The sequence below is a fragment of the uncultured Amaricoccus sp. genome (assembly GCF_937858865.1).
In the GTDB taxonomy this organism is placed as follows: domain Bacteria; phylum Pseudomonadota; class Alphaproteobacteria; order Rhodobacterales; family Rhodobacteraceae; genus Amaricoccus.
In genome coordinates this window covers 1-6,127 of record NZ_CALLYO010000549.1, presented here as the reverse complement: position 1 = coordinate 6,127, position 6,127 = coordinate 1, and the positions used below count along the sequence as shown (strand labels likewise).

Here is a 6,127-nt window from a genome sequence, read left to right as displayed (position 1 = left end):
GGGAGAGCCCGCGGTTCCTCGACGTGATCCCGATCCGCTTCGGGATCGGGGATGCAGGGGAGCACTACCATGTGCCGCTGCTGCTGTCGCCCTACAGCTACTCGACGTACCGAGGGAGCTAGGGTCGGGGTGCGAAACGGGGGATTTCGCGCGCGAAACTATAGGTAAGTTGTTGATGTAGAAGGAATACGTCAGGTTAACGGCGTGTGAATGCCGGTCTGGTGACGTTTCTTCGGCTGGAGGATGCGAGAAATCCGCTCCCCTCCGTCCAGCGGGTGACCATTTGTAGGTCGCGACTCTTGGCGGTCATTCGGGCTGTCGATCGAAGCGGGCCTTCGGCCCGCGAGGATGCGACCCGACAGGGAACGCATGCGTTTCCCGGGCCGTTCGCTGGAGCGCGGGACGCGCGGACGCGCCCGGATACGAGCCGACGGTCAAATCCGGCAAGACGGCACCGTCACCGCGAGAGATGCAGCCACAGCAGGGGCGGCAACGGTGGAAGCTTTTCACCGAACGCGACGTCGCTGGCAGTCGCCCCCTACGCCACCGAGAACAGCCGTTCGATCTCGTCGAGGATGTCGTCCATCAGGCCGCCGGTCGCCTCGCGGCCGGTGAAGCGGAGGATGTAGCCGTCGCGGGTGGCCTCGCGGCGGATGACGAGCTGGGGGCGGATGCGCAGGAAGCGGCGGGGGCGGCCGCCGCGGGACTGGCGGTCGGGGTCGGGCTCGGGGTCGGTCGCGGTCTGGCGCTCGGACTCGACGAGGTAGGGGAGGATCGCCTGCCACTGGCTCTCGGGCTGGCGGGAGCGGGTCTGGCGCACGGCGTCGTCGATGATCGAGCCGAAGCCGTTGGTGATGGCGGCGGCGATGCGGAGCAGGCGGCGCTCGGAGAGGGTCTCGGGGGCGGCGAGCGTATATTCGAGCAGGTCGACCACCGCAGCGGCGGCGCGCAGGCGGGCGCGCTTCACGGCGCCGGCTGCCGGGAAGAGGGCGTCGATGGCGGCGTCGATGGTGGCGAAGGCGCCGCTCCTGACCGCGACGAGGGTGACGCGGGCGCGCTCCCAGGGGGAGAGGCCGGCGCGGATCTCGTTCTCCTCGACCATGGCGGCGAAGGCGGCGGCGTTGTCGGCGGGGGCGCGGAGGAAGGCGGGGACCCGGTCGTGGTGGTGGATGCCGATGGCGTCGAGCTCGCGGAAGGCGGCGATGCGGCGGAAGCCGGAGAGGATGCCGTAGCGGCGGCCCTGGTACGGCTCGGCGAGCTCGAAGAGCTCGACCGGCATGCGCAGGCCGGAGGCGAGGATCGAGTCGCGCAGCTCGCGCAGGGCCTCGGGGTCGAGGGCGGTGCGGTCGCGCGGGAGGGCGGCGTCGTCGATCTCGGCGAGGGGGACGAGGTGGATGGGGTCGGGCATGGGCGGCCTCCGATTCGGGTGAGCGGAGGATGCACCGGGTGGGGGCGGGGTTGCCGGAGGGGCGGGAGGAGCGGGCGGTGCCGGCGTCGGGCGCGCGTGCTGGTTACGCCGCACGGCGGGAGGGCTGCGCGACCGCGGCACTCGCGCGGCATTTGCCTGTTCCTCCCGGCCGGGGTCAGTGGGCGGCGTGGTGGTGCTCGCAGGTGGCGGCGGGGTTGAAGGGTTCGAGAAGGCCGGTCGGGTTCTCGCGGTAGAGCCAGACGTGCTGGTCGTAGTGGGGGGCGAAGCCGTGCGCCTCGTCGGCCTCGGTCGCGGGGTCGTCGATCATGGTGTCCCAGGTGCGGCCGAGGAGGACGGGAGGCGCGCCGTTGCCGGCGGCCTTCCAGGCCTCGATGAAGACGAGGTTCTCGACGGCGACGAGCTCGAGGCTGCCGTCGGCCTGCGGCTCGTAGATGAGAATCGAGGGAATGGCCCAGTCGGTGTAGGTGCCGGTGCCGTCGACGACGGGGTCGGTCGAGGTGACGGCGAGCAGGTCGGGGCGGAAGTAGTGGATGCCCATGACCCCCATCTCCGGCGGCATGCCCATCATGTCGGCGGCGAAACAATGGTCGGCGGGGTCGCGGACGTAGCCGTCGGCCAGCGCGGCCTCGACGTCGCGGTACTTGTCGGCGCCGGCGCGCATCTGCTCGACGGCGGCGTCGGTGGCGGGGTCGGCGCCGGCCGGCAGGGCGGCGAGGAGCGCTGTGGCGGCGAAGGCGAGGCGGCAGAACAGGCGCATGCTTCCCTCCGAAATCCGATGTGCAGGATGGGCGGAGGGTACACCCGAAGCGGGGGGCGACGATACAGGCGCGCCGCGAGTGGTCAGGCGGCGTGGGTCAGGCGGCGTGGGGTCAGGCGGGGGCGAGCAGGCGGGAGAGCTCGCGCTTGCAGGCGGCGACCATGAAGTCGATGAAGAGCCGGCTCTTGGGATCCTGCAGGCGCTTGGAGGGGAAGAGGCAGGCAAGCGACACCGGCAGCGGCGGGGTGTCCTCGCAGACCGGGACGAGGGCGCCGGAGGCGAGGTGGTCGGCGATCTCGAATGTTGGCTTCAGGATGATGCCGCGGCCGGAGAGCGCCCAGGCGGTGAGGACGTCGCCGTCGTCCGATTCGAGCGGGCCGGTGACGTCGAAGCGGCGCGGGCCGTCGGGGGTGGAGAGCGTCCAGTAGAACTCGCGCGCGCCGGGGTAGCGGTGCAGCAGGCAGGCGTGGTGGTCGGCGAGGAGATCGGCACCGGTCCGGGGCTGCGGGCGGGCGGAGAGGTATTCCGGCGCGGCGACGAGCAGGCGCGGGCAGTCGGCGATCGGGCGGATGCGGAGCGTCGAATCCTCGAGCGGGCCGAGGTGGAAGACGAGGTCGAGCGCCTCGGCGGTCATGTCGACCCGGCGGTCGGAGAGGCGCAGGCGGACCTCGATCTCCGGGTAGAGGTCGTTGAAGGCGGGGATGAGCGGCGCGATCAGCCGCTTGCCGAGGCCGAGCGGGGCCGCGACGTGCAGCGAGCCGCGCGGGTGGCGCGAGACGTCGGCGACGGCGGCCTCGGCCTCGGTGATCGTCTCGAGGATTTTCTGCGCCCCCTGGTAGAAGATCGAGCCCTGCTCGGTCGGCTGCAGGCTGCGGGTTGTGCGGTTGAAGAGGCGCACGCCGAGGTGGCGCTCGAGCTCGGCGATGCGGGCGGAGGCGACGGCGGCGGAGATGCGCTGGTCGCGTCCGGCGGCCGACATGGAGCCGAGCTCGTAGACGCGGACGAAGGTGCGGAGGTTGGCGACGTAGGACATGCGGGCGAGCCTAGCATTTTCAGGCAAAAGGCGAAACTGCTCGCTCTTCTCCGGCATATGCCTGAAGGCGCTTTTCTGCGACCTTGGCCAAATCCGCTGTCGGGGAGGAAGAAATGTATGAATTCGCCATCATCTGGGACTGGCTGGCCTTCGCGGTGCGCTGGCTGCACGTCATCACCGCGATCGCCTGGATCGGCTCGTCCTTCTACTTCGTGGCGCTCGATCTCGGGCTGAAGAAGGTGCCGCATCTGCCGCCGGGGGCCTACGGCGAGGAATGGCAGGTGCACGGCGGCGGATTCTACCACATCCAGAAGTACCTGGTGGCGCCGGAGCGGATGCCCGAGCATCTGGTCTGGTTCAAGTGGGAGAGCTATGTCACCTGGCTGTCCGGCTTCGCGATGCTCTGCATCGTCTACTATGCCGGGGCGGATCTCTTCCTGGTCGACCGGACGGTCCTCGACGTCCCGGCCTGGGGGGCGATCCTGATGTCGCTGCTCTCGCTGTCGATCGGCTGGCTCTTCTACGACAACCTCTGCAAGTCGCGGCTGGCGAAGAATCCGACGCTGCTGATGGTGATCCTGTTCCTGATCCTCGTGGTGATGGCCTGGGGCTATACCCACGTCTTCAGCGGGCGGGCGGCGCTGCTGCATCTCGGCGCCTTCACGGCGACGATCATGTCGGCGAACGTCTTCCTCGTCATCATCCCGAACCAGACGATCGTGGTGGCGGACCTGAAGGCCGGGCGGACGCCGGATCCGAAGTACGGGCAGATCGCCAAGCTGCGCTCGACGCACAACAACTACCTGACGCTGCCGGTCCTGTTCCTGATGCTGTCGAATCACTATCCGCTCGCCTTCGCGACGGAGTGGAACTGGCTGATCGCGAGCCTCGTCTTCCTGATGGGCGTGACGATCCGGCACTATTTCAACACCATGCATGCGACCGGCAAGACGCCGAACTGGACCTGGGCGGCGACGGCGGTGCTCTTCGTCATCATCATGTGGCTCTCCAGCGCGCCGATGAGCCAGCGCGAGGAGCTGGCGACGCTGAGCCCGACCGAGGAGCGCTTCGCCGCGGCGGCCGGCTTCACCGAGGTGGCGGACACGGTGCGCGGGCGCTGCTCGATGTGCCACACCGCCGAGCCGGGGTGGCCGGGCATCCATCGGGCGCCGAAGGGGGTGATCCTCGAGACCGACGCGCAGATCGCCGCGCATGCGCGGGAGATCTACCTGCAGGCCGGGCGGAGCCATGCCATGCCGCCGGGCAACGTCTCGGAGATCGAGCCGCTGGAGCGCAAGGCGATCATCGACTGGTACCGCTCCGCCGTGGCCGGCTGAGGGTTAAGGCTCGGCGTAAAAGGGGCTTTCGAGCGGCTGCGGCTTTGACCTATCCTTCCGGGCGAGAGCGCCCGGGGCGCCGGGAAGAGCAGGTGCAGCCAGTGGACGGGACGCGCGATCGGCCGCCCGGCAAGACGGCCGAGAACTGGAGCCGCCGGGACGGCATCCGTGCCGGCGCGGTGACCGGGCCCTGGCGGAGTGCGCCGCGCGAGGACAAGAGGACGCCCGCCTCCGGGAAGGAAGCGGGCGTCGGCGTTTCGCCGGCAGCGCCGGAGCCGGAGGCGGCGACGCATCCGGGCGCGAAGGCGGCCGGGGGCTGGAAACCAGGGGTGCGCGAGTGGTCGGCGCTGGGGGTCGTCGTGGCGGTGGCCATCGTCGGCGCGGCGCTGATGTTCCGGGTCTCGCAGACCGAGGAGGCGCCTGTGCAGGAGGCGGCGCCAGAGGCCGGCGTGCCGGAGGCGGCGGTGGCGGAGGATGGGCCGGGCGGAGCGCCCGCGGTCGTCGCGCCGAGCGATCCGGCGCTCGCCGGGGTAACGAGCGTGCGGCTGCGGATCGGGCCGGACCTCGCGCCGGAGCGGAAGGCGGCGATCCTGGCGGCGCTGGCGGAGGCCGGCGTGACCGGGGTGCTGATCGAGCCGCTGCCCTTTGAGATCGCGACCTCGCGGGTCGGATACTATCGCGCGGCGGACCTGGTGGCGGCGGAGGCGCTCGGGCGGGTGGTGGCGCCGGTGATCGCGCCGGGCGGCACGGTCGGGGTGCGCGACTACGGCCAGCTGCTGGCCGATGCGGAGCCGGGGCGGCTCGACCTCTGGATCGGAGAGTAGCCGGGCATGCCGGTTGGGCGGGGCGGGGTCAGGCTGCGGGTTGCGGGGCTTCTCGTCGCGGGCGGGCTTGCCGCCGCTGCGGCGGGCGGGGCGGCGGGGCAGGAAGCGCCGGCGGTCGCGCCGAACCGCGAGCTCATCGCGATCATGCAGGCGGAGGTGGCCGAGCTCGAGGCCCAGCGCGGGCGGTTGCAGGCTGAGGTCGGGGAAGCCGAGGAGCGGGTCGCCCGCGCCATGGACGACCTCGACCGGGTGTCGAGCGATACCGAGACGCTGCGCGCCCAGGCCGACGCGGTGCGGGCGGCGGCCGACCAGGACGAGAAGCGGCGCGGGGAGCTGGTGGCGGCGGTCGCGGCGGCGGAGGCGCGCGTGAAGGCGCTCGAGGACCGGGCCGCCGCGCTGGGCGCCGCCGTCGAGACCGCGCAGCGGACCCGCGACGCCGCGGAGGCGGCGGTGCGGCAGGAGGCGGAAGCCGCGGCGGAAAGGGAGGCGGAGGTGCGGCGGCAGGCGGCCGAAAGGGAGGCGGCGGACGCGGAGCTGAAGCGGCTGGATGACGAGCTGGCCGCCCGTGAGGCGGCGGTGCGGGCGGCGACCGAGCGCGGCGAGGTGGCGGCGGCCGGTGCCGCAGACGTCGAGGAGAGCCGGAAGGCGGCGGAGGCGCGGCTGGCGGAGGTGACGGGGGCGGTGGAGGTGACGGAGGCACGGCTGGCGGAGGTGACCGGGGCGGTCGGGGCGGCGGAGGCGCGGGCG

Annotated in this window: 6 protein-coding genes and 1 pseudogene; 4 read left to right on the top strand and 3 right to left on the bottom strand. The window is 71.8% G+C overall.

Annotated elements, in window-relative coordinates:
- Positions 1–122: hydroxyisourate hydrolase (locus Q0112_RS16180; protein ID WP_297977011.1), on the top strand; the 122-nt coding region annotated here is incomplete at its 5' end.
- A gap of 416 nt (positions 123–538) precedes the next feature.
- Here the strand turns inward: Q0112_RS16180 and Q0112_RS16175 are convergent.
- From Q0112_RS16175 to Q0112_RS16165, 3 genes are all read right to left on the bottom strand, one after another.
- Positions 539–1,408, bottom strand: coding sequence for a ParB N-terminal domain-containing protein (locus tag Q0112_RS16175; protein WP_297977010.1), 870 nt, complete (start codon positions 1,406–1,408; stop codon positions 539–541).
- Positions 1,409–1,583: 175 nt separating this feature from the next.
- Positions 1,584–2,186 (bottom strand): hypothetical protein, encoded by a 603-nt coding sequence (locus Q0112_RS16170; protein WP_297977009.1) that lies wholly within the window; start codon positions 2,184–2,186, stop codon positions 1,584–1,586.
- Positions 2,187–2,298: 112 nt separating this feature from the next.
- Positions 2,299–3,219 (bottom strand): LysR family transcriptional regulator, encoded by a 921-nt coding sequence (locus Q0112_RS16165; RefSeq protein WP_297977008.1) that lies wholly within the window; start codon positions 3,217–3,219, stop codon positions 2,299–2,301.
- 113 nt (positions 3,220–3,332) lie between these two features.
- On the opposite strand from Q0112_RS16165, the gene Q0112_RS16160 reads away from it, so the two are divergent.
- From Q0112_RS16160 to Q0112_RS16150, 3 genes and pseudogenes are all read left to right on the top strand, one after another.
- Positions 3,333–4,556, top strand: a complete 1,224-nt coding sequence (locus Q0112_RS16160) for a urate hydroxylase PuuD (protein ID WP_297977007.1) — start codon at positions 3,333–3,335, stop codon at positions 4,554–4,556.
- A gap of 92 nt (positions 4,557–4,648) precedes the next feature.
- On the top strand, positions 4,649–5,380 hold the full coding sequence (locus Q0112_RS16155) for a hypothetical protein (protein WP_297977006.1): 732 nt from the start codon (positions 4,649–4,651) through the stop codon (positions 5,378–5,380).
- 6 nt (positions 5,381–5,386) lie between these two features.
- Positions 5,387–6,127: pseudogene (locus Q0112_RS16150) on the top strand (hypothetical protein); the annotation flags it as partial.

Coding starts and splice junctions, on each gene's coding strand:
- Q0112_RS16175 (WP_297977010.1), bottom strand. CDS start 1,408: ATGCCCGACCCCATCCACCTCGTCCCCCTCGCCGAGATCGACGACGCC.
- Q0112_RS16165 (WP_297977008.1), bottom strand. CDS start 3,219: ATGTCCTACGTCGCCAACCTCCGCACCTTCGTCCGCGTCTACGAGCTC.
- Q0112_RS16160 (WP_297977007.1), top strand. CDS start 3,333: ATGTATGAATTCGCCATCATCTGGGACTGGCTGGCCTTCGCGGTGCGC.
- Q0112_RS16170 (WP_297977009.1), bottom strand. CDS start 2,186: ATGCGCCTGTTCTGCCGCCTCGCCTTCGCCGCCACAGCGCTCCTCGCC.